A 26,665-nucleotide genomic window follows, 5' to 3' on the forward strand; every position below is an offset into this window, starting at 1 on the left:
GGCGAGGGCGCAGCCCTCTCCTGTTATCGGGAGAGGGGGCAGCGAGGAACGAGCGGGGGTGAGGGCCAGCCTTTTCCCACCGCCGCCCGCCGCGTTATCTTCCTCGCTCCGCCCCCATCGCATCCCCGGACCGCACCGACATGGCTACCGCTGAGCCCGCCACGCGCGTCGAGATGTTTCCCCGCCGCGACGGGGTGCTGCACTGCGAGGACGTACCCGTGAGCGAGCTGGTGGCGCGCTGGGGGACGCCGCTGTACGTGTACAGCCAGAACGGCATCCGCGACCGCTTCCAGGAGCTGCACGAGGCGCTCGCGCCCGTGCCGCACCTGATCGCGTACTCGGTGAAGGCGAACGGCAACCTGGCGGTGCTCCGCACGCTGGCGGAGATGGGCGCGGGCGCCGACGTGGTCTCGGGCGGCGAGCTGCACCGGGCGCTCCTGGCCGGCATCCCCGGGGACCGCATCGTCTACAGCGGGGTGGGGAAGACGGTCAACGAGCTGGCCGCTGCGCTCAAGGCGGAGATCTACGCCTTCAACGTGGAGAGCGAGGGTGAGCTGTGCGCCCTCAGCGACCTGGCGTGCGCGATGGGCACGCGCGCGCCCATCGCGCTGCGCGTGAACCCGGACATCGACACGCCCACGCCCCACGCGTACACGCGCACGGGCCACGCGGCCACCAAGTTCGGCATCGCGTACGAGCGCGCGCGCAACCTGTACTCCATCGCCGCCAAGATGCCGGGCATCCGGGTGCGTGGGGTGGACGTGCACATCGGCTCGCAGATCATGGAGGTGGGCCCCTTCGAGCGCGCACTGACCCGCGTGCTGGACCTGGTGCACGCCCTCAAGCAGGACGACATCCCGCTGGAGTTCCTGGATCTGGGCGGCGGGCTGGGGATCGCGTACCAGGGCGAGGAGCGGATCACCGGCGCCGGCTTCGCGGAGTCGCTCCTCCCCGAGATCGCGGAGACGGGGCTGAAGCTCGTGGTGGAGCCGGGGCGCTTCATCCTGGGCGAAGCGGGCGTGCTGCTGACCCGCGTCATCTACGTGAAGGAGGGCGGTGGCAAGCGCTTCGTCATCACCGACGCGGGGATGAACGACCTGCTTCGCCCGAGCCACTACAGCGGCTGGCACGCGGTGGAGCCCGCCGTGTCGCAGGGCCGCTCGACCGCGCGCGTGGACGTGGTGGGCCCCATCTGCGAAACGGGCGACTTCCTGGCGCTGGACCGCGACATGGAGCTCCCCAAGCCCGGCGAGCTCCTGGCGATCCACACCGTCGGCGCGTACGGCTTCTCCATGAGCAGCCAGTACAACCAGCGCCCCCGCCCCGCCGAGGTCATGGTCGACGGCGCCGACGCGACCCTCGTGCGCCGCCGCGAGAACTACGAGGAGATGGTGGCGGCGGAAATGGATTTGTTGGGGTAGGCCGGGCGAGTGAACTCGCTGCAACAAAAGCACAAAGTCCGCCTTCGCGGACTCGCGGTCGAACGCCACGCCACTCGAGCCCACTTCAGTGGGCTTCCCGTGGTTCCAGCCGGGGGCTTCAGCCCCCGGGCGGGCATTCGGTTTGTTGGGCAGCTTCGCTCAGCAGCCCACCAGCTCCGCGCTGAGCATCGCCTCGGCGATGACGGCGGGCATGGGGTCGGCGAAGAGGTAGCCCTGCACGTAGTCGCAGCGTAGGGACCTGAGCTCGGCGAACTGCTCGTCCGTCTCCACGCCCTCGGCGATCACCTGCATCCGGAGGTTGTGCGCCAGGTTGATGATGGTGCGCACGATCTCCTTCCCCTCCTCGTCGCGCGTCATCCGGTCGATGAAGCTGCGGTGGATCTTCATCGTGCTGATGGGGAAGCGGTGCAGGTAGCTCAGCGACGAGTAGCCCGTACCGAAGTCGTCCATCTGCAGCTCCACGCCGCGCGCCTGGAGCTGGAGGAGGACCGCGTCCAGCATCTCCGTGTGCTCCACCAGGACGTTCTCCGTCAGCTCCAGCTTCAGCGAGGAGGCGTCGAGGCCCGCCTCGTTGAGGATCTCGTCGACCGTGCGCGCCAGGCCGGGGACGAGAAGCTGCTTTCCGGAGACGTTCACGTTGATGGTGAGCGGCGGCAGGGTGGGGAAGCGGTCCTGCCACTCGCGCGTCTGCCTGCAGGCGTCGCGCAGCACCCACTCGCCCAGCCCCACGATCAGCCCCGTGTCTTCCGCGCAGGGGACGAAGTTGGTCGGCTCCAGGAGCCCCAGCGTGGGGTGCTGCCAGCGGACCAGCGCCTCGAAGCCCACCACCCGCCCGTCCAGCGCGGCCAGGATCGGCTGGTAGTAGGTGCGGAACTCGCCGCGCTCCAGCCCCTTGCGCAGGTCGTGCTCCAGGCGGATGCGAACCATGGCGGCCGCGTGCATGTCAACGTCGAAGATCTCGTACCGCGCCTTGCCGCGCGCCTTGGCCCGGTACATCGCCAGGTCCGCGTCGCGAAGGAGCTCTTCTGGCTCGTCGTAGCCGTTGTCGCTCAGCACGATGCCTATGCTGGCGCTCGTGAACACCTCGTGGCCGGCGAGCGGGAAGGCCTTCCCCACCGCTTCCTGGATGCGGTCCGCCACGAGCGTGGCGTCGTTCAGGCCGCCGATGCCGTCCAGCAGCACCACGAACTCGTCGCCGCCCAGGCGCGCGCTGGTGTCCTCGGGGCGCACGCACGCCTGCAGGCGCCGCGCGATGGCGACCAGGAACTCGTCGCCCACCACGTGGCCCAGGCTGTCGTTGATCAGCTTGAAGCGGTCGAAGTCCAGGAAGAGGACGGCGAAGTGGTACTCGGGGTGCCGCTTGGCGCGGGCGATGGAGCGCCGGATCAGGTCCAGCACGAAGGGGCGGTTGGGGAGCCCCGTGAGCGTGTCGTGCCCGGCCGCGTGCAGGATCTGCTTCTCCGCCATCTTGCGCGCGTGGATGTCGGTCTGCGAGCCGGCGATGCGGTACACCGTCTCCGACTCGCTGCGCACCGCCAGGCCGCGGGTCAGCATCCAGCGGTACTCGCCGTTGCGGTGGCGCACGCGGTGCTCGCTCTCCAGGTGCGAGCTGCGCCCCTCCATGTGCCCGGCGATCTCGGCGCGCAGGTCCTCCACGTCGTCGGGGTGCACGCGGTCCAACCACTCGCGCCAGTCGGTGCCGATCTCGTCGGGCGCGTACCCCAGCATCTGCTTCCAGCGCGGGGAGAAGTGGATGGTGTCGCGCAGCAGGTCCCAGTCCCACAGCCCGTCGTTGGCGCCATCGGCGGCGAGGGCGTAGCGCTCCTCGCTCTTGCGCAGCGCCTCGCGGGAGTCGCGCAGGTTCTCGGAGAGGAGCGCCATCTCGCCGGCCCACTTTTCCGCGCGGCGGCGCTGCAGCCAGAAGTAGAGGGAGAGGCCCAGCAGCGCCAGCACCACCGCCCCGGCCGCGAACCGCCCGTACGACGGCGCCGTTACCAGCACGAAGTCATCCGGCTGGCGCGCCGCCAGTTCGAAGCCAGCCTCCGAACGCCCCGCGACCCCCACCAGCTCCACCGCGCGCGACGCGACGAGGCCGCGCACGAAGGCGCGGTCCTCGAAGAAGCGCGCCGGGGTGCGCACGGGCACGGTGCCGGAGTGGTCCTTCACCGCCAGCCCCGCGTGCGACTTCATGATGTCCGCCGGGATCACCAGCTCGCCCACGATGCGCACGAGCTGACCCTGGTAGCTCCCCGCCGCCAGCTCGCGCGCGAGCACGGGAATGGGCTCGGGGACCACGCCGTTGCCCAGCCGGCGCAGCTTCGTGACCGCCAGGCGCCCGCCGCCGTTGCGCATGCGCAGACGGCCGCGCACCTCCACCAGGTCGCCCACCGCCAGGTCGCGCGGAAGGAGCACGGTGTCGCGCGCGGCCAGGAGCATCCCGCCCGTGCTGTCCTGCAGGACGGCCGTTCGCTCACCCCGCTCGACCGCGCCCGGCGCCGCCGTGATGGTGCCGGAGATGGTGACGGTGCGTCCGGCGCGGCTGCCGTCCGCTTCGCGCAGCAGCGAAGCCACGGGGACCGGCTCCTGCGCCCGGAGCGCCGTCGCCGGAAAGACGCACGCGGCGAGGGCTGCGAGGCGGACGAGGACGCGCCGGGAGGGGGTGGGCGGATACATGGGCGGGCTTCCATTCGCGGTTCCGAAAATCGTGCATCGGACCGTGGCTAAAGGAAGAGCCGTGCCACGAATGTTTGGCTAAAAAGCTAGGTTTTTCAGGGGTTTTTCGGCAACTTTCGTTGCACTATCCACGGGGTTCGTGCTTTCTGCATCAAAACTTCACAGCCGCCACATCGCGCCACGACATCCCCAAAAGAGACCGCCCCTTCCCCCTGTAACAAAAAGGAGAAGGGGCGGCGGCGAGCGCGTGCGGCGCGGCTACTGGCCCAGTGCGGCGCTCGGCGGGGCGGACAGGCGCTGGCGCATGGCGGCGGCGCCCTCGCGGTCGAAGCGGTCCACCGTGCGCACCAGCGAAGCCGGCGGGGTGAAGCGGCGCGCCTGGGGAACCGCCTCGCGGGCGAAGGCGCCGGCCATGGCGTCGTACTTCGACGACGGGTGCCAGAAGATCCAGTCCTCCAGCCCCAGGTCGTGCACCGCGCGGATCTGCGCGGCGGCCTGCTGCGGGCCGTACTTGAACGACCGGTCGTTCCAGGTGGCGGTGAACGCCTGCAGCCACGGGATGATCCGCGCCGGCTCCTGTCCCGCGGCGGCCAGCCGCTGGTTTCGGATTACGCCCATCCCCACCGAGCGGAAGACCGTCTCGTACGGCATCCGGTTGGGGCGCGACACCCCCTCCAGGTGCGTGGGGAAGTAGTGCGACGGGTAGACCATCGGCAGGAGCCCGTCGATGCGCGACGAGAGCTGCTCCCACTGCTGCCCGATCCCCACGTCGCGCGACTCGTTCATCGACAGCCCGAAGACGTCCGCGGTTACCGTGACGCCCAGCGGACGCAGGCGGCGCGTCGCCTCGCTGAGGAAGGCGGCGATCGCGTCGCCGCGCTCGCCTGCGGCCTGCGGGTGCACCTGCGTGGGGAGCGACCGGTACGCCTCGGGAAAGCGCACGTAGTCGAACTGGATCTCGCGGAAGCCAGCGCGCGCGGCCTCCTCGGCCACGGCGATGTTGTAGTCCCACACCCGGCGGTCCCACGGGCTCACCCAGGTGATCTTCTGGTGGTCGCGCCAGAGATCGGCCTTCGGCGTCTTGATCGACCAGTCCGGCCGCGCGCGGGAGAGCCGCGGGTCCTTGAAGACCACCACGCGCGCGATCGGGTAGATGCCGTGCGCCTTCATCGTGTCCACCAGGCCGCGCAGGTCGCGCACGGGAATGCTGCCCCAGTGCGACGCCTCGCGCGCCAGCGGCACGGTGCTGTGGAAGCGCACCCCGTCCTCGTCCTTTACGTCCACCACCCAGGCGTTCAGCTCGGTGGTGTCGGTGAGCGCCAGCAGCTTGTTGCGCGACACGGGGTTCCCCGCCGCGTACGAGCTGACGTAGATCCCCCGCACGATGCGCGGCACGGACTTTCGCGGCGCGGGCGGCTCCGGGCGCGGCTTCGGAGCCGGGCGCGCCTCGGCCTCGGAGCTGACGAATCCGGCCGCGAGCGCCGCGAGGGAGCTGGACGACGGGCGTGGGGACAGGTCGGTGCACGCGGAGGCGAGCACCAGTGCGGCGATGCTCGCCGCGCGGACGGGGACGATGCGGCTCATCGGGGACTGCACTTGCAAGGCGCGGGCTGGGATGGGAGGCGGGCGAATCGGATGCTTCGGCCTAGAGGCGGAGCACGCAAACACCCGTATTTCGGCCCATGCGAAAATGGTGCCGCCGAGGCCATTCCGAAAGGGGGTCGTACGCCCCTTTGCCGCGCCCGCGCGCCGCGCGTATTTTGCCGCGCTCCCGGACGCGCTCCGGCCCTCCACAAAACCATGGCGGACGACCCGTGGATCCCAACCGCATCCTGATCATCGACTACGGCTCGCAGTTCACGCAGCTCATCGCGCGGCGCATCCGCGAAGAGCGCGTCTACTGCGAGATCCATCCGCCCACCCGCTCGCTGGAGTGGATCCGCGAGTGGGCGCCGCGCGGCATCATCCTCTCCGGCGGCCCCTCCTCCGTCTACGGCGAGGACGTCCCCACCGCCGACCCGCAGCTGCTGCACATGGGGGTGCCGGTGCTGGGGGTGTGCTACGGGATGCAGCTGATCACCTTTCTGGAGAACGGCGTGGTGGAGCGCGGGCGGCGCGAGTACGGCCGCGCCCACGTGGAGATCCGCGAGGCGGAGGGGATCTTCGCCGGCTTCACCCCCGGCGAGCAGACGATGGTGTGGATGAGCCACGGCGACCACGTGGTGGAGCCGCCGCCGGGATACCGCGTCCTGGCAAGCACGCCGGACCTGCCGTGGGCCGCCTTCCGCGCGCCGGACCGCGAGATCTACGGTGTGCAGTTCCACGTGGAGGTGGCGCACACCGTCCGCGGCGCGGACATCATCGGCAACTTCCTCTTCCGCATCTGCCACTGCCAGCCTACGTGGACGGCGGGGTCGTACATCGAGAACGAGGTGGAGAAGATCCGCGAGCGGGTGGGCGATGCGCAGGTCATCTGCGGCCTCAGCGGCGGCGTGGACTCGTCGGTCGCCGCCTCGCTCGTCCACCGCGCCATCGGCGACCAGCTCACCTGCATCTTCGTGGACACGGGGCTGTTGCGGGCGGGCGAGCGCGAGTCGGTGGAGCGCACCTTTCGCGCACACATGGGGATCCGCCTGGAGGTGGTGGACGCCTCCGCCCTCTTCCTGGAGCGCCTGCGCGGCGTCGAAGATCCCGAGCGGAAGCGCGTCGTCATCGGCCACACCTTCATCGACGTCTTCGAGGACGCCTCCGCGCGGCTCGGCGGCGACGCCCAGTTCCTCGTGCAGGGGACGCTCTACCCGGACGTAATCGAGTCCGCGTCGGTGAAGGGCCCCTCCGCCACCATCAAGACGCACCACAACGTCGGCGGCCTGAAGGCAGACATGAAGTTCGCCCTGATCGAGCCGTTGCGCGAGCTGTTCAAGGACGAGGTGCGGCAGGTGGGTCGCGAGCTGGGCCTGCCGGAGGAGATGGTGGGGCGCCACCCCTTCCCCGGCCCCGGCCTCGCCATCCGCGTTCTCGGCCCGGTGGACGAGCGCGAGCTGGCCATCCTGCGCCAGGCGGACACCATCTACCTCGAAGAGATCCGCGTCGCGGGGCTGTACGACGAGATCTGGCAGGCCTTCGCCGTGCTCCTGCCGGTGCGCAGCGTGGGCGTGATGGGCGACGAGCGCACGTACGAGAACGTGTGCGCCCTCCGCGCCGTCACCAGCCGCGACGGGATGACGGCCGACTGGTACCCATTCCCGCACGACGTCCTCGCCCGCATCTCCACCCGCATCATCAACGAGGTGACGGGGATCAACCGCGTCTGCTACGACATCTCCTCCAAGCCCCCCGCGACGATCGAGTGGGAGTGAGGCCCTCACCCCCCCGGCCCCCCTCTCCCGATAACAGGAGAGGCTGGCGCCTCTGTTATCGAGAGAGGGGGGAGACATTCGGCGATTCATCGCGCCTACCCTTATCGCGCCACCGACCAACGCTTCCACCACCGAAAACCCGTAGGGGCAGACCTGTGTGTCTGCCCACCCTTGCCCGCACCCCGACTCCTGCCCCAGGCACACCGATCTGGTAGGGGCCGCCCCACGTGGCTGCCCGTGCCCGACCATTCGTCGCACCCCGCAATTCGAACCGAATCCGCCGCTGAAAACACGAAGAGCCCGCCTTCGCGGACTCCGGGTCTGATGCCGTGTATCTCAAGCCGGCTTTAGCCACCTTCGCGTAGTTCCAGCCGGGGGCTTTAGCCCCCGGCGTTCACCCCGGCATTCGGGCGCCCACCCTCACGTCCCCAGCCGCAGAATCCGCCCGCCGCCCCAGAGCAGCGCGAGGTACAGCGCCGAGAGCACCGGGAAGAGGAGGAGCAGCCCGGCGGCGGTCAGGGCCGTGGCAAAGATGATCTTGAACGTCGCGGCGATGATCGCGGGGATGTTGACCCGGCGCGTGACGGCCGGTTCCACCGCGACCGGCAGCGCGCGAGCCGGTCCGGTGTAGTCGTGGATGGCGGTCTGTGCGATGGGGACGCCGCGCGCGCGGAGACCGCGAAGCATGCCCGCGAACTCCGTGTTCGACGGATCCAGCCAGACGGCGGCGCGGTAGGCGGCCTCGGCCTCGGTCCAGCGCTGCTGCTGCGCGAGGGCGGTGCCCAGGGCGGCGTGCAGCGACGGGTCGGCGGGGGTGAAGGTGAGCGCCTGGCGGAACTCACTCTCCGCCTCCGGGGCGAGGCCCTGCTGAAGCAGGAGGAGCCCCGCCGAGAAGCCCTGCGCCGCCACCTCGGCCGGGTTCGGCGGCATCGCGGCGGAGTCGCGGCGCAGCGAGTCGGTCGTGGCGAGGTGCGCCGCGGCCGCGCAGTCGACGCGCCCGCCATTCGCGGCGGTCCACGCGCCGTGCGGGCAGGAGGCGGCGAGCGCCTCGTAGCCCCAGCGCGCCTCGCCGCGGTGGTAGCAGGCCGGGGTCGTCAGACGCAGGCTGTCGCCGCGCGCGTCGGAGGCGCGGATCAGGGTGGCGGCGGATTCCTGAAGAGCCGCGTACTCCAGCAGGCACTCGCGGGTGGTGCCGGAGAAGCGCCCCGCCTCCGCGGCGGCGCGGGCGGCGGCGGCCATGAAGGCGGTGCTGCATGCCCGCTGCCCGGGAGCCCCGCCGTCGCCGCAGCGGTACTGGTTCAGCTCGGCGGACGATGCCGGCGCCGCGGCAGTGGCCGTGGGAGTGGCCGGCGCGGGAGCGGCGGCCGCCTTGATCGCCTCGCCCGCGGACGCGACGCGCGCCATGCGGAGGTTGCGCACCCGCACGGCCGCGGGCGTGCCGCCCTCGTAGCGGATCACCGTGTTCGCGTCCGCATCCACCGCGTACTCCCCGGCGCGGATGCGGGCGCACCGCCCCTCCGCGGACACGGGCGCGGCGCTTCCCGTCACCACTACGTCGTAGCTGAGCTCCACGTCGTACGTGTTGCCGTTGCGGATCACGAGCCGCCCGCCGGGCGAGGCCTGGTCCGTCTCCACGCGCGCGTGGAAGGAGACGCCGTTCTGCCGGAAGAGCACGGTGAAGGCGTCCAGCAGCGGCGGCTCCGCGCGCGAGTTGGTGAAACCGGCCGAGGCGCAGAACGTCTGCGCGGCGGCGGGAAGGGCGCCGGTGGAAGCGGCCAGCACGAGCGCGCACAGGGCACCCCAACGCCGGAAGGGGAGCGCGCCGAACAGGCTCGCTCCCGCATCAAGAATCCCGGCTCGTGCCCCGCGATCGTTCATCAGAGTCAGTCCACAGCAGAGAGTTCAGGTCCAGCGGAGCGTGTCGCCGGCGCTGGTGCCGGTGTCGCGGAGCGTGCCGGCGGGGAGCTCCAGCGCGTAGCGGGCGGCGTGCCACCCGGTGCGGGCGCGGGGCGCGAGCCCGTGGTACGTCGCCACCACGGTTCGGCGGTCGTCCACGAACGCGACGTCCAGCGGGTAGCTCATCCCCAGCATGTGCACGGCGCGGCAGGGGTCCAGCAGGAGCCCTTCGCCCGGCGCGAGCGGCGGGCGCCCCAGCAGGCCGCGCAGCCGCAGCCACCAGCGGTCCGCCACCGCCACGCTCGCCCCCAGCACGCTCCCCCGCGTGTCGTTGGCGATGCTGACCCGCCTCACGCCTTCACCCCTGGTTCCCCAGCACCCGGCTGATCTGGATGACCGCGGGGCCCAGGAGCACCACGAACATCGCCGGGAAGATGAAGAGGACGAGCGGGAAGACCAGCTTCACCGTGGTCTTGGCGGCGGCCTCCTCGGCGCGCTGGCGGCGCTTGGTGCGCAGCGTGTCCGCGTGCACCCGCATGGCCTGGGCGATGGAGGTGCCGAAGCGGTCGGTCTGGATCAGCATGGCGGCCAGCGAGCGCAGCTCGGGAACGCCGGTGCGCGAGCCCAGGTTGCGCAGGGCATCGGGGCGCGGCACGCCGGCGCGGATCTCCAGGTTCACCAGCCCCAGCTCGTCGCCGATCAGCGCGCTCACGTGGCGGATCTCCTGCGACACCCGCATCAGCGCCTGGTTCAGCCCCAGCCCCGCCTCGACGCACACCACCAGCAGGTCGAGCGCGTCGGGCAGGGCGCGCTGGATCTCGCGCTGGCGAGACCTGGCGCGGCGGCCCACGAAGAAGCCCGGGGCGATCCACCCCGCCGCGGCCATCCACACCGCCGCGAAGAGCGAGCCCCCCGTCCCCAGGCCGAAGAAGGGGAGGAAGAGGACCGCCGATCCCCCCGCGGCGATGGGGAGCGCCACGCGCACGCCGCGGAAGACGGTGGCGGCGCCGGGGCCGCGGAAGCCCGCCTCCACCAGCACCTTTTGCACGCTGCCGACGTCGGTGTTCCCGCCGCGGCTCCACTCGCCCACGCGGTGCAGCCACTCGCCGAAGCGCTGCACCGGCCCGGGTCCCGCCTGCCCGTCGCCGGCCATGACGGCGGCGGCCGCGGCGCCGCGGTCGAGCTGCGCGAGCTGGCGCACCGCCATGCGGCGGGAGTGGCCGGCCGCGACCTCGGCGGCCACCATCACCAGGAGGACCACCGAGAGCCCGATCATCGCTGCGATTGCGTAAATCATTGAGGCGGTCTCCGGGGTGTGGATCTGAGCGGGAGTCCTGAACTACAGTCCTAAGTCCTAAGTCCTAAGTCCTGAACCGCTTTTCCAGCACTTAGCACTTAGCACTTAGCACTTGGCACTTAGCACTTAGCACTAGCTGTCAAATCTCGATGTCCACGATGCGCCGGATCCACAGGAAACCCAGGAACTGCAGCCCCGCGGCGGACCACACCATCACCCTGCCGATCGGCTCCCGAAAGAGCGTCATGATGTACTCCGGGTTCAGCGCAAAGATCATGAACCCCACCGCGATCGGGAGGATGCCGAGCACGTATCCGCTCATCCGCCCCTGCGCCGTGTAGGTGCGGAGCTGGCGGCGGATGGTGAAGCGCGAGCGGATCAGGTGCGACAGGTTGTCCAGGATCTCCGCCAGGTTGCCGCCCACGTCGCGCTGGATCATGACGGCGGTCACCAGTATGCGCACGTCCACCAGCGGCACGCGCGCGGCCAGCCCCGTGAGCGAGTCCTCGAAGGGGAGCCCGAACTTCTGCTCCTCGAAGACGCGGCGGAACTCGCCGCCCAGCGGCTGCCCGCTCTCTTCCGCCACCATGCGCAGCCCCGCCGAGAGCGGGTGGCCGGAGCGGATCGCGCGGCCCAGCAGGTCGATCGCCTCGGGAAGCTGCTCCTCGAAGCTGCGCAGCCGGCGCGTCCTCACCCGCCGCACGTAGCCGTACGGAAGGAAGCCGCCGATCGCCACGCCCCCCATCAGCGCCACCCCCGGCCCGCCGATCGCCCAGCCGATCAACCCGCCGAACAGAGCGCCCACCGCCATCGATACCAGGAAGCGCTGCTCGTTCCACACGAGGCCGGCCTGCTGCAGCAGCGGCCCGAAGCCGCGCAGCTGGGGGATGCGCGTGGACAGCATCTTGAGCCACGAAGACTCCAGCGCGTCGCGCAGCAGGGGCTCGGCCGAAGAATTGGACACGACGGCGCCGCGCTCGTCCGCGAGCTGGCGGAGTTGGCGGAGCACGGTGTTGCGGTGCCGGCGGGCGCGCGCCCACTCGGCGCCCAGCACCACGCCGGCGGTCCCCAGCGCGGCCGCCGTCCCGGCCAGCAGCGCGGGGATGGCGGGAGATGCGCCGCTCACCACGCCTCCCGCCGCATCGGAGCCCCTTGCGCGAACATGTCCGAGGGAAGCTGGATCCCGTTCTCCTCCAGCCGGTCGGCGAAGCGCGGACGGATGCCGGTCGCGCGGTAGTCGCCGAGCACCGCGCCGTTGGGCGCGATCCCCTGCTTGTCGAAGACGAAGATATCCTGCATGGTGATGATGTCGCTCTCCATCCCCACCACCTCGGAGATCGTCATCACCTTGCGCGTGCCGTCGGAAAGGCGGTTCACCTGGATGACGACGTCGATGGCGCTGACGATCTGCTGCCGCACCACCTTCTCCGGCAGGTTCAGGTTCGCCATCGACACCATCGTCTCCAGGCGGCCCAGGGCGTCGCGCGGGGTGTTGGCGTGCAATGTGGCGAGCGACCCCTCGTGGCCCGTGTTCATCGCCTGCAGCATGTCGATGGCCTCCGAGCCGCGCACCTCGCCCACCACGATGCGGTCGGGGCGCATGCGCAGGGCGTTCACCATCAGGTGCCGCTGCGTGACCTCGCCCGAGCCCTCGATGTTCTGCGGGCGCGTCTCCAGCCGTACCACGTGCGGCTGGCGAAGCTGGAGCTCGGCCGAGTCTTCGATGGTGACGATGCGCTCCGTGGACGGGATGAACGACGACAGGATGTTGAGCATCGTCGTCTTGCCCGCGCCGGTGCCGCCGGAGATCAGGATGTTGAGGCGCGACCCCACCACCGCCGCCAGCAGGTCCAGCATGGGGCGGGTGAGGCTCTTGGTGCGCAGCAGGTCCTGCCCGGCCAGCGCGTCCCGCTTGAACTTGCGGATGGAGAGGTGCGGCCCGTCGATGGAGAGCGGCGGGATGATGGCGTTCACGCGCGACCCGTCCGCCAGGCGCGCGTCCACCATCGGCGACGAGTCGTCGATGCGGCGGCCGACGGCGGAGACGATGCGGTCGATCACCTGAAGGAGGTGGCGGTCGTCCTGGAAGGTGATGTCCGTCTCCTCCAGCCGCCCGTGCCGCTCCACGTACACGTTCTTGTGCGTGTTGACCAGGATGTCCGAGATCTCGGGATCCTGCATCAGCGGCTCCAGCGGCCCCAGCCCGAAGATCTCGTCCAGCACCTGGCGCACCAGCTCTTCACGCTCGTCGTAGTTGAGCGGTACGGACTCCAGCGCCAGCAGCTCGTGCACCACGCCGCGGATGGCCGCCACGGCGCGGTCGCGCTCCAGCGCGTCCAGCGACGACAGGTTCAGCCGCTCCAGCAGCTTGCGGTGGATGCGGGCCTTGGTCTCCTGCAGGAGCGAGGGGCCCGACTGCACGACCTCGACGGCCGGGAGATCCCACGGCGCGGGGGTGCGCGGCGGCGCGGGCGCGACAGGCGCGGCGCCGCTGAACCAGCTCTGCATCATACCGCCACCTCAGGCTGTTGCGGGGTGGAGCGCCGCAGCACGCGCATCAGCGGGTCGGTGAGGGCGCGGATGAAGCGGCCCCCCGCCGGCTCCGCGCTCCCGGCCAGCCCCGCGATGGAGGCGGACATGGAGCGCACGTCCTGCGCGTAGCGCGAGTCGCCGTTGAGCACGATCGGCGTACCGGAGTTCACCGACCTCACCACGGCCTCGTAGTCGTTGGAGATCGTCCACTCCACCTTCATCCCCAGCGTCTTCTCGATGTCTTCGGGCTTGATGGCGTCGCTGGTGCGGTAGCGGTTCAGCACCAGCTTCACCCGGTCGCCGCCGCCGATGGTGCGCTCCAGCAGCGGCGCGCAGCGCTTGATGTTGCGCAGCGACTGCAGGTCCGCCTGGGTCACCAGAAAGATCTTGTCGGCGTGCTCGAACGTGGCGAGCGTCGCCGGCGAGAAGGAGTTGGAGGTGTCGACCACCACGTACTGGTAGTGCTGCTTCAGGAAGAGGAGGATCTTGGAGATGCGGTCGCCGCTCACCACCTCCGCCTTCTCCGGGTGGTACGGCGCGGAAAGGAGGTGCACGCCGGAGTTGTGGCGCTCGATGAAGGAGGCCAGCAGCTCCGCGTCCATGCGGTGGAAGTTCCTCACCATGTCCGCGAAGTTGAAGCGCGGGTCCACACCCATCTGCAGCGCCACCTCGCCCAGCTCCAGGTCCAGGTCGGCCAGCAGCGTGCGCTTGCCGGTGAGCCGGTGGAGGTGGATCGCCAGGTTGGTGGCGAGCGTGGTGGAGCCCGAGCCGCCCTTGGGGCCGAAGAAGGCGAAGATCTGCCCCGGCTGCTGCTGCGCCTCGGCCTCGGTGCCGCGCGTGCGCCGCAGCGTCGACTCCACCGCGTGCGCCACCTCCTCGCCGGAGACGGGCTTCAGCAGGTACTCGGAGATGCCGGCGCGCATGGCCGCCATCAGCACCTCGGCCGAGAGCGCGGGACCCGCCGCCACCAGGCGGGCGTGGGGGTTCTGTTCGGCCAGGAACTGGGCGAGGTTGATCCCCGTGGCGGGGTGCTGCCCCACGTCCAGGAAGATCACCTCGGGCGAGGCGTCGCGGAGCGCCTTCAGGTGCCCGTCGCCGAGCTCGTTGAAGGGGACCGGGATCTCCAGCGGGGGCGTGACGCCGCGCTCGGGCACGGCGACCTCACGGACGCGGGCGCGGAACGCCTCGTCGGTGGAGATCACCGCGCAGCGCAGGAGCGAGGCGGCGGCGGAGGGGGGGGCTGCAAAGGGCATCATTCCACCAGCTGAAGGACACGAACGACTTCTACGAACCGTGCGACGATGGGGTCGGCGGGGCCGCCCGGCGGCTCCAGGAAGACCCATGCGAACTTCCTGAACACCACGCTCTCCTTCTTGGACGTCAGCTCGGCGGGGTCGTGCAGCGGCACGCGGATCACCCGGGGGCTCTTCATCCAGTCCGCGTAGAGCGACCCAACCACTTCGCCGCTCGCCTCGTCCCAGCGCGCGGTGGGGTCTCGCAGCACCAGGTCCGTCACCCCCTGAAGGATGGGGCCCGTCTTCATCCCGCTCAGCAGGGCGTAGGTGGAGCCGATCTTGATGGGGGTGGAGTTGCACGTGTTGATGTTCTGGCGCAGCGCGTTCCCGCCTTTCTCGTCGTCTCCCCATTCCGTCTCCGGCATCGCCCACAGGTTGGCGAAGCCGTTGAGGGCGCTCTCGGTCAGCATCAATTTGCGCCCGCGGTCGTTGTCCGTCCCGCGGTACCCGCTCCCATAGCCGGTCTCCGGCTTGTCCGAAGTGCCTCCGGGCCCGCCGGGATTGTAGAAGTCGCCCTTCTCCGGCTCGAACTCCCACTTCTCCCCGGGATCCCACACGCGGTTCCCGTTGTCGTCGTCGTCCTGCTCGGCCCACAGGTCGGGCGGCACGAACGGCTTCATGCAGCGCGAGGTGGGGGCGCGGACGGCGTGGGCCGCGGCGCGGGCGCTCACGGGTGCGCTGCTGACGCCGAACATCCGCGCGAACCAGGTGGGGACCGCCGGCTTGCGCACCCTCACCCGCACCGTGCGCTTGGCCTTGTCCACCGTCACCACCACCTCGTCGGCGGCGAACGCCTTGCCCTGCACGGTGTTGAGGATGGCGAAGTCCTTCGCCCGCGTCGGCGCGGCGAGCGCCGCCGCGTCCGCGCCCATCTCCATGAAGGCGGATGCCCCCGCCAGCGCCGCCGCATCGGCCGCGCGCTGAGCTTCGCCGTGAGCCGTCCGCAGCATCCCCATGTCGATGGCCAGCGCCATCATGGAGAGGATACCCAGCATGGCGACGACCAGGAGGACCAGCGTGGAGCCCTGGCGGTCGCGGAGACGGGTGCGGAAGCGGATCACGGTCTCACCCTCCTCTCAGGGACGCGCGGCGGGCTGCGCGGGCGGGTTGGCCGGCTGCGCGCCGCGCAGCGAGCGGTCCCACTCCCAGTTGGCGGGCTCGCCGGTGGGCACCGGCTGCGGTCCGCTGGTGGGCTGCACGATGCGCGGCGACACCAGCACCAGCAGCTCCGTGCGCCCCTGCCGCGCGTTGCGCGAGCGGAAGAGCGAGCCCAGCACCGGCAGGTCGCCCAGCAGCGGGATGCGCGAGTTGTTGTTCTCCAGCACGTTGTTCAGCAGCCCGGCGATGGCCAGGTACTCCCCGTCGCGCAGCACCACCTCGGTCTCGGTGCGGCGCGTGAGGAGCGAGGGGATCTGGAAGCCCTCGATGCGCAGCGAGTTGGAGTAGTCCAGCGACGACACTTCGGGCGCGATCTTGAGCCGGATGGTGCCGTCGGTGCCTACCGTGGGCCTGAAGCGCAGGCGGACGCCGAACTCCTTCCAGACGATGGTGACGCTGCTGTTGTTGCCGCTGCCCTGCGCCACGGGGAAGGGGAACTCGCCGCCGGCCAGGAACGAGGCTTCCTGCCCGTCCAGCGCCAGGAGGTTGGGCTCGGCCAGGCTGCGGAAGAGGCCGCGCGACTGCATGGCGGTGATGGAGGCTTCGATGCGGGTGTTGCCGCCCAGCAGGAAGAGCTTCACCAGCCCGTCGGAAAGCGTCTGCACGGCTCCCTCGTCCACCCCGCCCAAGGTGCCGCGGGTGTTGACGCCGAGCTGGGTGCGCAGCTCGCTCACCGCCGAGCGCGTGACCTCGGCGAAGCGCACCTGCAGCAGCACCTGCGACGCGGCCGGCGCGGAGAGGTTGTTGACGATGGTGGCGCCCGAGCCTCCCGCGATCTCCAGGATGCGGCGCGCGACGGCGGCGCTGCTCACCGTGCCGGAAAGGACGACGCTGTTGCCGCTGGCCAGCACCGTGAAGCGCTCGGTGGGGAAGAGGGTGCGCAGCGTCTGCTCCAGCCCGCGGATGTCCGGCGTCACCTCCACGGTGTAGAGGCGGTGGGCGCCGCTGGCGTCCCACAGCATCAGCGAGGTGGTCCCCAGCTTCTTGCCGTTCACCAGGATCTCCTGCGGCGACACCGCAAAGATCTCCGCCACCTCGGGGTCCGCGATGGAGAGGCGGGCGAGGGCGACCGGCTGCACCAGGAGCGCCGTCTGCCCGCGGGCCACCACCACCACGCGGTCGCCGGCGGGGATCACCCGCTGCGCGGCGGGGGCGGCGGGGGGTGCGGTGCGCTGTGCCGCGGCGGGGAGCGCGAGCACCCCTGCCGCCAGCGCCAGCAGGCGCAGGGCGGCCCGTGCCGGCGAAGTGACCGCCCGGCCGCGGATGAAGAAGGGGTATCGCATGGTCCCTCGCCTTCTAGAAGGTGGTGACGGAGCGGTCGCTCCCCCGGAAGATCTCGACGCTCCGTCCCGTCCGCGCACGTACCGGCGCGGTGGAGGGGGCGCGGGCGGGCCGCTCGGCACGGACGGCCGGCGGGGCGGGCGGTGGCGCGCTGTTCCCCAGCAGCCCTGTGGTGCGGATGCCGCCGGTGCTCACCTGGGTGCCGTCCATCGTGTTGCGGAGCGCCAGCTGGATGCGCCCTTCGGCCGAGGACAGCGCCAGGATCTCGGCCTGGTCGGGAAGCACAAGCAGGGTGATGACCGCCGCGGCCTGGGGCTTCCCGTCGTTGTCGCGCGCGATCGACTGGCCGGCGGCCAGCACCTGCACGTTCTGCAGGACCAGGCGGGTTCCCGCGATGCGGTCCTGCCCGGCCGGGAGGGTGGCGAGGACGTCGACGCGGGTGCCGGGGGTGACGAAGCCGGCCACGCCGATCACCTCGTCCACCCGCACGCTCACGGCGCGCATCCCTTCGGGGATCAGGATGGGGAGGCCGCCGCCCGCGTCCTTGCGGGCCAGCTTGCCGGCCATGAGCGGCTCGTTGGTGCGCAGCGGGGTCACCACGCCGCGCCCCACCACCTCGGCGGCCGTGCGCGCGTAGCCGGCGGGGAGCGCGTCGGCCGGCCACGCCACCAGGCGCACGTCGGCGGAGGTGAGGACGGAGCCGGCGGGGAGGTCGCGCGCCGCCACGGCCACGCGGTCGCTCCGGGGCTCCGGGCGCGCCGCCGCGGCGGGGGCCGGTTCCAGGTATCCCGCCGCCAGGTACGCCGCTCCGCCTCCGGAGGCCAGCGCCATTCCGAGTACCACCCACAGCCTTTTCATCGCTCCCGCCTCACTCGTTGCGCATCACGAACGCCGTTCCCAGGGTGACGGCACCTCCGCCACTGGTCCTGCTCAACGACTTCAGAAAGGTGAGCTGGTACGGATATCTCACCGCCACTCGCGCCGGCTCTCCGGTGGGGGCGTTCACCCCCGTGAGCTCGATCTCCGCCAGGTCCGCGTCCAGCGAGACCGCGGTGAGCGCGTTGCGCACCACCTTTCTCACGGAGTCCTCGGTGACCGCGGGATCCGCGATGACGGCGACCCGCGCCCCTTCGCGAGCGGCGTCCGTCACGGCCTGGTGTGCGCTCCACGCCCGGCCGAACTCGAAGACGCCGACGATCAGCAGCATCAGCACCGGCACGATCAGCGCGAACTCGACGACCGCCTGTCCCTCGTCGCTCCGGCGGAAGAGCCCGGCGCGGCTCACAGGAACCACGCGGCCAGGGACCCCACCGCGATCGCCACCCCGTACGGGATGGTCACCGCGCCCGGCGAGGCCAGCGTAAGCCGCTCCCCGCTGCGCCCGCCCGTCGCCCAGTGCCCCACCAGCTCGCGTGAGCGGAAGAGGACCGGGAGGATGGCTCCGCGGCGCCCCGCCTCGGCCAGCGCCAGCACGCCGCCGGCGACGGCGGTGATCAGGAGCGCCGGCACCACGCGCCCCGTGCCCAGGAAGGCGCCCGCCACGGTCAGCAGCTTCACGTCGCCCCCGCCCATCGCGCGTACGGCGAAGAGCGGAAAGGTGAGGGCGAATGCCAGCGCAGCTCCGGCCACGCCGCCCAGGAGCGCCGCGGGGCCGCTCGGCGCCAGCAGGACGAGGGCGGCCGCGAGGCCGGCACCCGTGAGCTTGTTGGGAATGCGGCCCGTGCGCAGATCCGTGCCGGCGGCGAGCACCAGCAGGGCGACGAAGATGGTGGTGTTGATCAGGGGAAGCATGAGTCCTCCGTTTCGAAGCGCAGGGTGGTACGTGCCAGCATCACAGAGTGAAGCCGGAGATCGCGTCCCATCCCAATCGCTCTCGTACCGCCTACCGGCCGGGAACCCGCGCCCCGGCCGACTTCAACCGCTTGCCGCTCAGCCTACCGTGTCCAGCGTGTTGCCCATGCGCGTGAAGACGGCGGCGATCTTGTCCTTGAAGATCACGAGCGCGCCGATCACGGCCAGCGCCACCAGCGCGATCACCAGCCCGTACTCCACCAGGCTCTGCCCCGACTCGTCGCGACGGAACTGGTTCCAGAGTGCCTTCATCTCGTCCTCCCGGCCCAGCGGGCCTATTGTGTGGGGTTTCTGTCCCAGAGTCCCTCCTGGACGGCAGCGGAAAGGGCAATCGATGTGCCGCAATTTCGTTGCAATATTTCGTTGCAGATGGAAAGGATCTTTCCATCCGGAACCCGAATTTTTCCGCGCCACCGCTACGATTTAGCCATCGCAAAGGCGCTCTGGAGCCCGGAAGTGTAAAACCGTTTTTCGTATAAACGGATGGCGGAGCAAGACCCTTCGAAAAGCGGCCTTCCTCGTACGGGATTGCGCGGTGGGGCAATTGGGACACCTGAGTCCCACACTGTTGCGCACGCGCCACGGTTGTTGCAGGATGCATGAGCACGCGGCCGCGCACGCTCTCTCCCCCTGCCGCTGTCCCTCCCCCCTCCGCTCCAGGACTCCGCCATGAAGCTCCCCGGCACCGCCCTGCGCGCGTACTTCCGCGACGCGCGCGACGCTTTCGCCTACGCCCCGGTCGAGGTGCTGATGGGTGTGGCGCTCGCCGTCGCCTTTTCCATCTCGATCCGCCAGGAGGAGGCGAACTGGTGGGTGCGCGTCTTCACGGCCGCCGTCATCGCGCTGCCGCTGGTGTTCGGCGCGAGCGTGCTGCGCGCGCGGGGCCTGCTCTCCCCGGGCGCGCGCTGGGGCGCCACGGCGCTGGCCCTGGCGTTCGTGGGGGCGTACGCCACCTGGATCTTCAGCCCCCGGCTGGAATCGGAGGGGTGGAGGGCGCTGGCGATGGGGTGCGCGGCGTGGCTGGCGCTGCTGCTGGCCGCCTTCCCCGGCGAGGAGGCCGGCCGGCGGCGGCGGTTGTGGCGCTTCGACGCCCTTTTGCTGGGCCGCATGCTGGCGGTGGGGCTGTACGGCGCGGCGCTCTTCGCCGCGCTCGCCGGGGCGGTGGCGGCGGTCACGTCGCTCTTCGAGCTGCCCAGGCCGCAGCACCTGTACCAGGACCTGGCGGGCGCCGTCTTCTTTGCGCTCGTCCCCTGGGTGGTGGCCGGCGGGGTGCCCGTGCTGGCCGCGGCGGGCGACGGCAGCTCCCCGCTGACCGCCGTGCGCCGCGCGGGCCGCTACCTGTACGCGGTGGTGCTGGTGGTGTACCTGGCGATCCTCTTCGCCTACACCATCAAGGTGGCGGCCACGGGCGACCTCCCCAGGAACACCCTGTCGCCCATCGTCCTCTTCGCGGGGCTGGCGGGGCTGCTGGGCGGCATCTTCCTGGAGCCGCTGCAGGACGATCCCGAGACGCGCGGGGTGGCGCGCCTCGTCCGCCTCTTTCCGGCGCTCCTGCTGCCCCTCCTTCCGCTCCCCATCTGGGCCGTGGGGGTGCGCCAGGACCAGTACGGGTGGACGGAGTTCCGCTACCTGCGCCTGCTGGTGCTCGTGGCGCTGGCGGTGCTTGCCGTGTGGGGGACGGTGCGCCTGGTGCGGCGCCGCGCTCCGCTGCTGTCGCCGGTGCCGGCGGTGCTGGCCGCCGCGCTGCTGCTGGGGTCGGTGGGACCGTGGAGCGCGCAGGCCGTGTCGCGCCGCGACCAGAGCGCCCGCCTGCGCGCGGCGCTGCTGGAGGCCGGGCTGATGCGCGGCGGGCGCCTGGTGCGGCCCCTGCTTCCGCCCCGGGAAAACGCGAAGACGTTCACCATCCTCACGACCGAGCAGCACAACCGCGTCACGGGGACGCTCGCCTACCTCTACGACTCGCACGGCGCCGCGGCGACGGGGCGCGTGCTGGGCGTGCGGCTTCGCGGGTACGAGTCCGGGTGGGGGGTCGTGAACGCGCTCGGGGTGCGTGCCGGATGCGAGCGCCCGGCAGCCCGCAGCTTCCACGGGTTGCTGCCCAGGGGGATTCCGATTCCGACCGGCGGCGGAACGGTGTACCTCGTCAACTCGGACCGCCTGCCTGCCCCTGCCCCGGGTGCGCCGACGCTGACGCTGGACGCGAACGCCGTGGTCGTGACGGTGCCGGGTGCGACGCCGTGGACGGCGCGCGCCGATCTTGGAGCCCTCGCGCCGGTTCTCCGCGAGCGCGGCAACGGCGGCTGCGAAGTGCTCTCTGGGACCGCCGACCTGGAGCTCGAGGAAGCGCGGATTCCGCTGACCGACGCCGCCGGCCGCGCCCGTGGCGAGCTCGTGGTGCTCACGGTGAACTTCGACGGCGGCGGGGACGAGGGCACGCGCCCCGAGCCCAACGCGCCGCTGACGCTCTCGCGCGTCGAGGCGATGCTCATCGCGCGGCCGTAGGATGGCGACGAGGAAACCCGATGCGGTGATAGGGGTGGTGCGGAGGGCGGGGGGCGGTGCGGGGCGGGGCACGGGCAGCCACGCGGGGCTGCCCCTACAGGGGTTTGCGGTGCGATGGGCGGGGGTGGAGGTGGGGCCGGCGGTGGGCGGCCACGCCGGTCCGCCCCTACTGGGTCTGTGCGTTGGGGGGAGAGAGGGTGGGCACGATGAATCGCGCCGCGGGTGGATCTTCTCCGGGAGTCCGCGAAGGCGGAGTTTGTGCTGTTGTTGCAGCGAGTTCACTGGCCGGTAAAACAGGAGGCACGGAGAGAGCGCCTCTCCGTGCCTCCTTTTTCACCGGCCAGCCGTCGTTGCTACCGGCGGAGGGCCCTCAGTGCGGCGCCGGCGGGCGGCGGGACGCGCTGCGGGGTGAAGTAAGCCCCGACTGTCGGCGTACCACCGACCTGGCCCTGGCTGCGGGAGCCCCAGCACAACACCTGGTTGGACGGCGTGGCGATGCCGCAGGTGTGGTCCACGCCGGCGGAGATGCTGGAGAACGTGAACCCGCCGGCCACCGCGATGGGCACCGTCGACTGCGTCACGTCCGGCCCCACCCCCAGCTTGCCGTTGGTGTTGTTCCCCCAGCAGTACGCGGCCCCGCCGGTCGTGAGGGCGCAGGTGTGCGCCGCGCCGGCCGTCACGAAGCGGAAGGTCAGGCTCCCCGCGACCTGCACCGGGGTGGTGCTGTTGGAGGTGCTCCCGTTGCCGAGCTGGCCCGAGCCGCCCGCGCCCCAGCACACGATGCGCCCGTCGGTCCTCACGGCGCAGGTGTGCGAGAAGCCGCTGCTGATCTGGGCCAGCCCGGAGCCGCCGGTAACGGGAACCGGCGTGGAAGTCGCTCCCGGTGTGGGGGTGCCGAGCTGTCCGGTGTCGTTCCTTCCCCAGCAGAACGCATCCCCCGTCGTCGAAATCGCGCAGGTGAACGCCGCGCCCGCCGAAATCTCCCGGAGCGCGGGGACGCTCGCCACCCGCAGCGGGGTGGCGCTGCACGTAGTCCGCCCACCGATCGGCCCCTCCGCTTCGCACGTGTCGGTCACGGGGACGGCCGTGCCGAGCTCGCCGTAGCGGTTGCTCCCCCAGCAGTACCCTTCGCCGGCCGAGTTCACCGCGCAGGAGTGGAGCGCGCCCGAGGTGAGGGACACGACGTTGCTGAGCCCCGGGACCGGCTCCGGTGTCACGCGGCACGGATAGCTGAAGCTCGCGCTGAACCGGCAGACCTCAGTGGCGGGCGTGCCGCTGATCTGGCGATTGATGTCGTTCCCCCAGCAATATACCGGGCCCCCGGCGACGACGGCGCAGGTCTGGCCGATGTCGTGCTGCGACGTGACCCCCGGCCCACCCCCGGCGAGCAGCACGGCCGTGCCGATGCCCACCGACTGCGGGGTGCCCGTGGTGGGCGAGTTCGAGCCGAGCTGGCGGGTCGCGTTGGAGCCCCAGCAGTAGGTGGTGCCGCCGCTGGTCGCGCAGGTGTGGAAGGCGCCGGCTTCCAGCACGGTGGCCGCAAAGGTCGCGCGGACGGTGACGCTCGCGCTCGCCTCCACGCCGCCCGATGCGGCGAACACGGTGGTGGTGCCCACGCCCGTCCCCCTCACCAGCCCCGCCGCGTCCACCGTGGCGACGGCGGCCGAGCCCGTGCGCCAGGTGAACTGCGCGTTCGTGACCGGGGAGCCGGACGAGTCCACCGCCGTGGCGCGGTAGCGCACCGTGTCGCCGAGAAAGATGGACGCCGAAGCCGGCGAAACGCCGACGGCCGCGACCACCTGCTGCACCACGATGGGGATGCTGTCGGAGACGCCCTGCACCGTCGCCACCAGGAAGGTGCTCCCGTTGCCGCGCGCCCGCACCACGGGCGCGCCCTCCAGCGTGGCCACCGCGGCGTTGCGCGTGATCAGCGTGGCCGGGGCGAAGATCTGGTTGCCGTACACGTCCACCGCGGTGATCGTCACCTGCTCCTGGCGCCCCAGCGTGGTGAAGCGGAGCGAGCGCGGGTTGATGATGACCCGTGCGGCCGTCCCCGTGCCCACGCTGGCGGTGAAGGTGACCGAGCCCAGGCCGGCCACGGTCGCCGTGGCGGTCTGCGTGGTGGCGGAGCCGCCCAGCGTCCAGCGCGCCTTCGCCACGCCCGACGCATCCGTGCGTGTCGAGGCGGGCGAGACGGTGCCGCCGCTCGTGGCCGACCACGTCACGTCCACGTTCGGGATGGGATTGCCGAAGCGGTCGGTCACGCGCACGGCGAGCGAGTCCAGGATCACCGAGCCCGCGGTGCCGCTGCGGGTGGTGGAGCCCACCGCCGTGAACCCGGCGGGGGCGTCGGGGCGCGCGATGGCGCTGAACGTAGCGGAGGCCAGCGTCGCGCCCGACGCATCCACCGCGCGCGCTTCCACCCGCTGGCTGTCGGCCGCCGCGGTGGAGTTCCCGAGCGTCCACCGTGCCTGGATCTGCCCCTGGTCGTCGGTCTGCGCGGTGCCCGTGGAGATGCTGCCGCCGCCCGACAGGACGCGGAAGTTGACGGTCTGGCCGCGCACCGGACGGCCGCGGTCGTCGGTCACCTTCACCACGAGCGGGTTGGCGAGCTCGGCGCCCGCGCGGCCCTCCTGGCCGTTGCCCGAGACGATGTCCATCCGCGCCGCGACCCGGGGCCGCGGTTCGGTGGTGTCGCACGACGCCAGCGACAGGACGGCGACGATGCCGGCCGCCAGCCGTGCCGCCGTGCGTGCAAGGGTCGAGGAAAGACGGTTGTTCAAGGGGTGCCTCCAGGAGCAGAGGTAGGAGTTCCGGACGGGACTGCTACGCCGCGCACCGGGCGGTGGGCGGCGGGGCCCGCATTGCGCGGAGCCACGGGACTACGCCAGCAAGATCATCTTCGAAAGCGCCGCGCGAAAGGCTGAAATCGCCTCCGCTCGAAAACGGCAATACCATGCATAACGCGCCACTGAGCGGAACCCGCACACCATTCCTGGCAACGAAGGGCGGCACCGCGGCAGCACCGAGCCTCTCCGCGCCTCTTCACGAGAAGCGTTCCGATGAGTGCGCGGCGCCGTCACACGAGCCCCGCAAAGCAAGCCCGGCCGCTTGACATCCCCCCCGCGCGCGGGGCACCTTTCGCCCCATGACCGAAACGATCAAGGCTTCGCCGCACCAGGAGCTTCTGGAGCGCTTCCGGGCGGGGCAGCGCGTCGCCCTGGCCCGCGCCATCTCGCTGGTGGAGGACACGCGCCCCGGCTTCGAGCGGCTCCTGCACGAGCTGCACGCGGATCTGGGGCGCGCGCAGCGCATAGGGATCACCGGGCCGCCGGGCGCCGGAAAATCGACCCTCACCTCCAAGCTCGCCATGATGTACCGCGAGCGCGAAGAGCGGGTGGGGATCGTGGCCGTGGACCCGTCGTCGCCCTTTACCGGGGGCGCGCTGCTGGGCGACCGCATCCGGATGAACAACATCTCCACCGACCCGGGGGTGTTCATCCGCTCCATGGCCACCCGCGGCGCGCTGGGCGGCCTGGCCACCACCAGCAAGGAAGTCGCCGACCTGCTGGACGCCTTCGGCTTCGTGCGCGTCATCCTGGAGACGGTGGGGGTGGGACAGACGGAGCTGGACATCGCGGGGACGGCGGACACCAGCGTCGTCGTGCTGGTGCCGGAGAGCGGCGACTCCATCCAGGCCATGAAGGCGGGGCTGATGGAGATCGCGGACGTCTTCGTCATCAACAAGGCGGACCGGCCCGGGGCGGACAAGCTGGCGCAGGAGATCGAGGTGATGCTCCACATGCGGCTGGGCGACATGCCGGCCTCGGCGGGGCACCACGGCGTGTCGCTGAAGACGGTGCAGAAGCACGCCCGCGAAGGGTTGCAGGCCCACGCGCGCGACGAGGGCGGGTGGGCGATCCCCGTCATCCGCACCGTGGCGCAGAACGGCAAAGGGCTGGACGAGCTGCAGCGAACGCTGGACCGCCATCAGGGGTATCTGAATGAGTCGGGCGAGCTTTCGCGCCGGCGCCAGCGCCGCCTGGCGGAGCGGGTGCGCGCCGTGGTGGAGCGGCGGTTGCAGCGTCTGGTGTGGGAGCGGGGCCAGGGCGACGAGATCCTCCGCGCCTCCCTCGCCGCCCTGGAAGCGGGGACCGACTCGCCGTACACCGTGGCGGAGCGGATCGTAGGGGAACTTGGGGTGCCAACCCGGTAGGGGAGAGAGATCATGAGCGTAGTGGAGCAGCGCGTGCCGCCGGCCGACCTCCTGGAGCAGATCCGCCAGAAGGAGCGGGAGCTGGAATCCCTGCGCAGCGGGCTGGCCGCCTGGGAGGGCGCCTACGAGCGAGCCGCCAAGCGCGACGACAGCTTCACCAGCGTGAGCGGGGTGGAGGTGGAGCCGCTCTACACCCCGCTGGACCGCCCCGAGCCGTCGCCCGAGGAGGCGCGCTACTACAACGAGAAGGTGGGGCTCCCCGGCGAGTTCCCCTTCACGCGCGGCCCGTACGGCACCATGTACCGCACGCGCTTCTGGACGATGCGCCAGTTCGCCGGCTTCGGCACCGCCGAGGAGACGAACGAGCGCTACCACTTCCTGCTGCAGCGCGGGCAGACGGGGCTCTCGGTGGCCTTCGACTTCCCCACGCTGATGGGCTACGACAGCGACCATCCGCGCTCGCTGGGCGAGGTGGGGAAGTGCGGCGTGGCCATCTCGTCGCTCGACGACATGGAGACGCTCTTCGCCGGGATCCCGCTGGACCAGGTCTCGGTGTCGATGACCATCAACGGCCCGGCCATCATCCTCTTCGCCTTCTACATGGTGGCGGCCGAGAAGCAGGGGGTCCCCTTCCACAAGCTGCGCGGCACCGTACAGAACGACATCCTCAAGGAGTACCAGGCGCAGCACGCGTGGGTGTACCCGCCGGAGCCGGCGCTGCGGCTGGTGATCGACATGTTCGAGTGGGCGTCGAAGAACGCGCCCAAGTACAACCCGATCTCCATCAGCGGCTACCACATCCGCGAGGCGGGCGCCACGGCGGTGCAGGAGCTCGCCTACACGCTGCGCAACGGCTTCGAGTACGTGGAGCGCGGGGTGGCGCGCGGAATGGACGTGGACGACTTCGCGCCGCGGCTCTCCTTCTTCTGGGACGTGCACAACGACTTCTTCGAGGAGATCGCCAAGTTCCGCGCCGGCCGCCGCATCTGGGCGCGCCACCTGCGCGACAAGTACGGGAGCAGGAACCCGGAGAGCTGGCGCCTGCGCACCCACGCCCAGACGGCCGGCGTGACGCTGACGGCGCAGCAGCCGGAGAACAACATCGTGCGCGTGGCCTACCAGGCGATGGCGGCGGTGCTGGGCGGCACGCAGTCGCTGCACAC

Annotated in this window: 20 protein-coding genes; 5 read left to right on the forward strand and 15 right to left on the reverse strand. The window is 71.3% G+C overall.

The window, feature by feature from the left end:
• Nucleotides 1–140: 140 nt before the first annotated feature.
• On the forward strand, nt 141–1,421 hold the full coding sequence (gene lysA, locus VF647_03310) for a diaminopimelate decarboxylase (protein ID HEX8451096.1): 1,281 nt from the start codon (nt 141–143) through the stop codon (nt 1,419–1,421).
• A gap of 159 nt (nt 1,422–1,580) precedes the next feature.
• Here lysA and VF647_03315 read toward each other — a convergent pair whose 3' ends face one another.
• Both VF647_03315 and VF647_03320 read right to left on the reverse strand, forming a co-directional pair.
• Nucleotides 1,581–4,115, reverse strand: a complete 2,535-nt coding sequence (locus VF647_03315; GenBank protein ID HEX8451097.1) for an EAL domain-containing protein — start codon at nt 4,113–4,115, stop codon at nt 1,581–1,583.
• 258 nt (nt 4,116–4,373) lie between these two features.
• On the reverse strand, nt 4,374–5,699 hold the full coding sequence (locus tag VF647_03320; protein HEX8451098.1) for a putative glycoside hydrolase: 1,326 nt from the start codon (nt 5,697–5,699) through the stop codon (nt 4,374–4,376).
• A 230-nt stretch (nt 5,700–5,929) separates the two neighbouring features.
• Here VF647_03320 and guaA point away from each other — a divergent pair, with 230 nt between their 5' ends.
• Nucleotides 5,930–7,474, forward strand: coding sequence for a glutamine-hydrolyzing GMP synthase (guaA, locus tag VF647_03325; GenBank protein HEX8451099.1), 1,545 nt, complete (start codon nt 5,930–5,932; stop codon nt 7,472–7,474).
• Between the two features lie 420 nt (nt 7,475–7,894).
• On the opposite strand, the gene VF647_03330 is transcribed toward guaA, so the two are convergent.
• From VF647_03330 to VF647_03385, 12 genes are all read right to left on the reverse strand, one after another.
• A complete protein-coding gene (locus VF647_03330) occupies nt 7,895–9,352 on the reverse strand; it encodes a hypothetical protein (protein ID HEX8451100.1) in 1,458 nt (485 codons plus the stop codon).
• A gap of 24 nt (nt 9,353–9,376) precedes the next feature.
• Entirely contained in the window at nt 9,377–9,724 is a 348-nt protein-coding gene (locus tag VF647_03335; protein HEX8451101.1) for a DUF192 domain-containing protein, read from the reverse strand.
• A 4-nt stretch (nt 9,725–9,728) separates the two neighbouring features.
• On the reverse strand, nt 9,729–10,667 hold the full coding sequence (locus VF647_03340) for a type II secretion system F family protein (GenBank protein ID HEX8451102.1): 939 nt from the start codon (nt 10,665–10,667) through the stop codon (nt 9,729–9,731).
• A 139-nt stretch (nt 10,668–10,806) separates the two neighbouring features.
• On the reverse strand, nt 10,807–11,793 hold the full coding sequence (locus VF647_03345; protein ID HEX8451103.1) for a type II secretion system F family protein: 987 nt from the start codon (nt 11,791–11,793) through the stop codon (nt 10,807–10,809).
• On the reverse strand, nt 11,790–13,178 hold the full coding sequence (locus VF647_03350; protein ID HEX8451104.1) for a CpaF family protein: 1,389 nt from the start codon (nt 13,176–13,178) through the stop codon (nt 11,790–11,792). The genes VF647_03345 and VF647_03350 overlap by 4 nt, the downstream gene beginning before the upstream one ends.
• Nucleotides 13,175–14,452 carry an AAA family ATPase gene (locus VF647_03355; GenBank protein HEX8451105.1) on the reverse strand — a complete coding sequence of 426 codons (1,278 nt, stop codon included), beginning with the start codon at nt 14,450–14,452 and terminating at the stop codon, nt 13,175–13,177. The genes VF647_03350 and VF647_03355 overlap by 4 nt, the downstream gene beginning before the upstream one ends.
• Nucleotides 14,452–15,555 carry a pilus assembly protein TadG-related protein gene (locus tag VF647_03360; protein ID HEX8451106.1) on the reverse strand — a complete coding sequence of 368 codons (1,104 nt, stop codon included), beginning with the start codon at nt 15,553–15,555 and terminating at the stop codon, nt 14,452–14,454. Before VF647_03360 ends, VF647_03355 begins: the two co-directional genes overlap by 1 nt.
• Nucleotides 15,556–15,570: 15 nt before the next feature.
• Nucleotides 15,571–16,935 (reverse strand): type II and III secretion system protein family protein, encoded by a 1,365-nt coding sequence (locus tag VF647_03365; GenBank protein HEX8451107.1) that lies wholly within the window; start codon nt 16,933–16,935, stop codon nt 15,571–15,573.
• Between the two features lie 13 nt (nt 16,936–16,948).
• Complete coding sequence (gene cpaB / locus VF647_03370; GenBank protein HEX8451108.1) at nt 16,949–17,791, reverse strand: Flp pilus assembly protein CpaB; 843 nt, start codon at nt 17,789–17,791, stop codon at nt 16,949–16,951.
• Between the two features lie 10 nt (nt 17,792–17,801).
• Nucleotides 17,802–18,218 carry a TadE/TadG family type IV pilus assembly protein gene (locus VF647_03375; protein ID HEX8451109.1) on the reverse strand — a complete coding sequence of 139 codons (417 nt, stop codon included), beginning with the start codon at nt 18,216–18,218 and terminating at the stop codon, nt 17,802–17,804.
• Entirely contained in the window at nt 18,215–18,724 is a 510-nt protein-coding gene (locus VF647_03380; GenBank protein ID HEX8451110.1) for a prepilin peptidase, read from the reverse strand. Before VF647_03380 ends, VF647_03375 begins: the two co-directional genes overlap by 4 nt.
• Before the next feature lie 138 nt (nt 18,725–18,862).
• Nucleotides 18,863–19,036 (reverse strand): Flp family type IVb pilin, encoded by a 174-nt coding sequence (locus VF647_03385; GenBank protein HEX8451111.1) that lies wholly within the window; start codon nt 19,034–19,036, stop codon nt 18,863–18,865.
• A 417-nt stretch (nt 19,037–19,453) separates the two neighbouring features.
• On the opposite strand from VF647_03385, the gene VF647_03390 reads away from it, so the two are divergent.
• On the forward strand, nt 19,454–21,286 hold the full coding sequence (locus VF647_03390; GenBank protein ID HEX8451112.1) for a DUF4153 domain-containing protein: 1,833 nt from the start codon (nt 19,454–19,456) through the stop codon (nt 21,284–21,286).
• Nucleotides 21,287–21,639: 353 nt separating this feature from the next.
• On the opposite strand, the gene VF647_03395 is transcribed toward VF647_03390, so the two are convergent.
• Nucleotides 21,640–24,069: an Ig-like domain-containing protein gene (locus VF647_03395; GenBank protein ID HEX8451113.1), complete on the reverse strand. Its 2,430-nt coding sequence runs from the start codon at nt 24,067–24,069 to the stop codon at nt 21,640–21,642.
• Nucleotides 24,070–24,434: 365 nt separating this feature from the next.
• Between VF647_03395 and meaB the strand changes: the two genes are divergently transcribed.
• Entirely contained in the window at nt 24,435–25,502 is a 1,068-nt protein-coding gene (gene meaB, locus VF647_03400) for a methylmalonyl Co-A mutase-associated GTPase MeaB (GenBank protein ID HEX8451114.1), read from the forward strand.
• Between the two features lie 12 nt (nt 25,503–25,514).
• Nucleotides 25,515–26,665 (forward strand): methylmalonyl-CoA mutase family protein (locus tag VF647_03405; protein HEX8451115.1); only part of this gene is annotated, 1,151 nt, incomplete at its 3' end.

Origin of the sequence: Longimicrobium sp. (assembly GCA_036387335.1) — a bacterium.
Classification (GTDB): Bacteria; Gemmatimonadota; Gemmatimonadetes; order Longimicrobiales; family Longimicrobiaceae; genus Longimicrobium.

Bases quoted from the DNA above. Each gene is read 5' to 3' on its own strand.
- lysA (HEX8451096.1), top strand. From the start codon at position 141: ATGGCTACCGCTGAGCCCGCCACGCGCGTCGAGATGTTTCCCCGCCGC.
- VF647_03315 (HEX8451097.1), bottom strand. From the start codon at position 4,115: ATGTATCCGCCCACCCCCTCCCGGCGCGTCCTCGTCCGCCTCGCAGCC.
- VF647_03320 (HEX8451098.1), bottom strand. From the start codon at position 5,699: ATGAGCCGCATCGTCCCCGTCCGCGCGGCGAGCATCGCCGCACTGGTG.
- VF647_03330 (HEX8451100.1), bottom strand. From the start codon at position 9,352: ATGAACGATCGCGGGGCACGAGCCGGGATTCTTGATGCGGGAGCGAGC.
- VF647_03340 (HEX8451102.1), bottom strand. From the start codon at position 10,667: ATGATTTACGCAATCGCAGCGATGATCGGGCTCTCGGTGGTCCTCCTG.
- VF647_03350 (HEX8451104.1), bottom strand. From the start codon at position 13,178: ATGATGCAGAGCTGGTTCAGCGGCGCCGCGCCTGTCGCGCCCGCGCCG.
- VF647_03355 (HEX8451105.1), bottom strand. From the start codon at position 14,452: ATGCCCTTTGCAGCCCCCCCCTCCGCCGCCGCCTCGCTCCTGCGCTGC.
- VF647_03365 (HEX8451107.1), bottom strand. From the start codon at position 16,935: ATGCGATACCCCTTCTTCATCCGCGGCCGGGCGGTCACTTCGCCGGCA.
- cpaB (HEX8451108.1), bottom strand. From the start codon at position 17,791: ATGAAAAGGCTGTGGGTGGTACTCGGAATGGCGCTGGCCTCCGGAGGC.
- VF647_03380 (HEX8451110.1), bottom strand. From the start codon at position 18,724: ATGCTTCCCCTGATCAACACCACCATCTTCGTCGCCCTGCTGGTGCTC.
- VF647_03385 (HEX8451111.1), bottom strand. From the start codon at position 19,036: ATGAAGGCACTCTGGAACCAGTTCCGTCGCGACGAGTCGGGGCAGAGC.
- VF647_03390 (HEX8451112.1), top strand. From the start codon at position 19,454: ATGAAGCTCCCCGGCACCGCCCTGCGCGCGTACTTCCGCGACGCGCGC.
- meaB (HEX8451114.1), top strand. From the start codon at position 24,435: ATGACCGAAACGATCAAGGCTTCGCCGCACCAGGAGCTTCTGGAGCGC.